This window comes from Actinomadura sp. NPDC049753 (assembly GCF_040674655.1).
Classification (GTDB): Bacteria; Actinomycetota; Actinomycetes; order Streptosporangiales; family Streptosporangiaceae; genus Spirillospora; species Spirillospora verrucosospora.
In genome coordinates this window covers 1-1,677 of the sequence record NZ_JBFARL010000442.1, presented here as the reverse complement: position 1 = coordinate 1,677, position 1,677 = coordinate 1, and the positions used below count along the sequence as shown (strand labels likewise).

General features: G+C 76.9%; 2 protein-coding genes. Both read right to left on the bottom strand.

What is annotated here, in order from left to right:
• Positions 1–91: 91 nt before the first annotated feature.
• Positions 92–958, bottom strand: a complete 867-nt coding sequence (locus AB0K37_RS42065) for a universal stress protein (protein WP_363991821.1) — start codon at positions 956–958, stop codon at positions 92–94.
• Between the two features lie 120 nt (positions 959–1,078).
• Complete coding sequence (locus tag AB0K37_RS42060) at positions 1,079–1,621, bottom strand: universal stress protein (RefSeq protein WP_363991818.1); 543 nt, start codon at positions 1,619–1,621, stop codon at positions 1,079–1,081.
• Between the last annotated feature and the right edge of the window lie 56 nt (positions 1,622–1,677).

Below are 1,677 nucleotides of genomic sequence, written 5' to 3'. Positions count from 1 at the left end.
TTCGGGTTCCTCGACCGAATGGTGGGGGGCCCCGGGGCGGGGCGCCCCGGCGCAAGCCCGTTCGCACGGAAGACGGGCCGCCCGCCCCTGCTCAGGCCGCGTGCACGACCGCGACCGGGCAGGGCGCGTGGTGCAGCAGGGCGTGGCTGACCGAGCCGAGCAGCAGGCCGCGGAAGCCTCCGAGGCCCCGCGAGCCGACGACCAGCAGGCGCGCCTCCTCCGCGGCGGCCAGCAGCACTTCGCGCGGCGCCCCGGCCACGATGTCGACCTGCACCTTCACGTCGGGGTGGAGCTCGCGGGACGGGATCATGAGCCGGGCCATCCTGGCCGCGGCGGCGTCCCGCATCCCCGCCTCGTCCACCAGCGGGGGGACCTCCTTCTCCGGCACCGCCTCCCAGGCGACGACCGCGCGCACGTCCCAGCCGTGCGCGGCGGCCTCGGCGAAGCCCAGCGCCAGCGCCTCGCGCGACGCCGGCGAACCGTCCACGCCCACGACGACGTGCCCGTGCACCTGCTCCGGCGGCGGGACGAGGTCGCCCCGGACGATCACGACCGGGCAGGGGGCGTGCGCGGCCACCTGAGCACCGACGGAACCGAGCACCAGCCCGACGAACCCGCCGAGCCCGCGCGGGCCGAGCACGAGCATGTCCGCGCCGTGCCCGGCCTCGATCAGCCGGGCCGCCGCCTGCCCCCGCGCCAGCACGCCCCGCACGCTCAGCTCCGGCGCCACCTTCCGGACGTGCTCGACCCCGTTGCCGAGGTTCTCCTCCGCCACGGCCCGAAGGTCGACGACCGGCATGGCGATCGGGCCGCCCCCGACGTAGACGTCCCACACGTGGAGCACGGTCAGGGGCAGGCCCCGGGTGCGGGCCTCGGCGGCGGCCCACTCCAGGGCCTGCACACCGCCCGTGGAGCCGTCGTAGCCAACGACCACTCCGGTGATCGGCTCGTCGTTCATGTGCGAACTCTCCTTCAGGGGTTCCTGCTGGTCGAGTCCAGACTCGCCCGCCGGGGCCTCGCGCAGGAGGGGCGACGGTCCGCAGGATCAGGGACCTTCGGCCCTCATCCGCCACCCGCGTCACCGGGCGAGCGGCACCACGGCGATCGGGCAGACCGCGTTGTACAGCAGCCACTGCGCGACCGAGCCGAACGCGGGATGCGCGGCCCCGACCACCAGGAGGCGCGCCTCCTGCGCGGCCTCCCGCAGCGCTTCGGGCGGAGGGGCGAGCGGGTTCTCGGGATGCGTCAGGACGTCCGGGCGCCGCTCCTGGACCGCCGCGGCGGCCCGCTCCACCGGCTCGGGGGCCGGGGAGTGCCCGAGGCCCGCCCCCGGCGGCTCCTCGCCCTCGGCGCCCGAGTAGACGGTCTTCAGAGGAAGCTGCCGCAGTTCGGCCTCGCGCGCGGCGAACGCGAGCGCGCTCCGCGCCGCGGGCGAACCGTCCACCACGGCCACGACCGGCGCCGGACTCCCGGGGCGGGGCAGCGCGCCGACGCCCCTGACCACGACGACCGGGCATCGCGCGTGCACGGCGACGTGGGCGGCGACCGAGCCGACCGGCACGCGCGCGAGCCGGCCGAGCCCGCGGGACCCGAGCACCAGGAGCACTGATCCGCCCGACACCTCCCTCAGCCGCTCCCCAGCCTAACCCTACTACCACACCGGCCTCACCGCGACCC

Bases quoted from the DNA above. Each gene is read 5' to 3' on its own strand.
- AB0K37_RS42065 (WP_363991821.1), bottom strand. From the start codon at position 958: ATGAACGACGAGCCGATCACCGGAGTGGTCGTTGGCTACGACGGCTCC.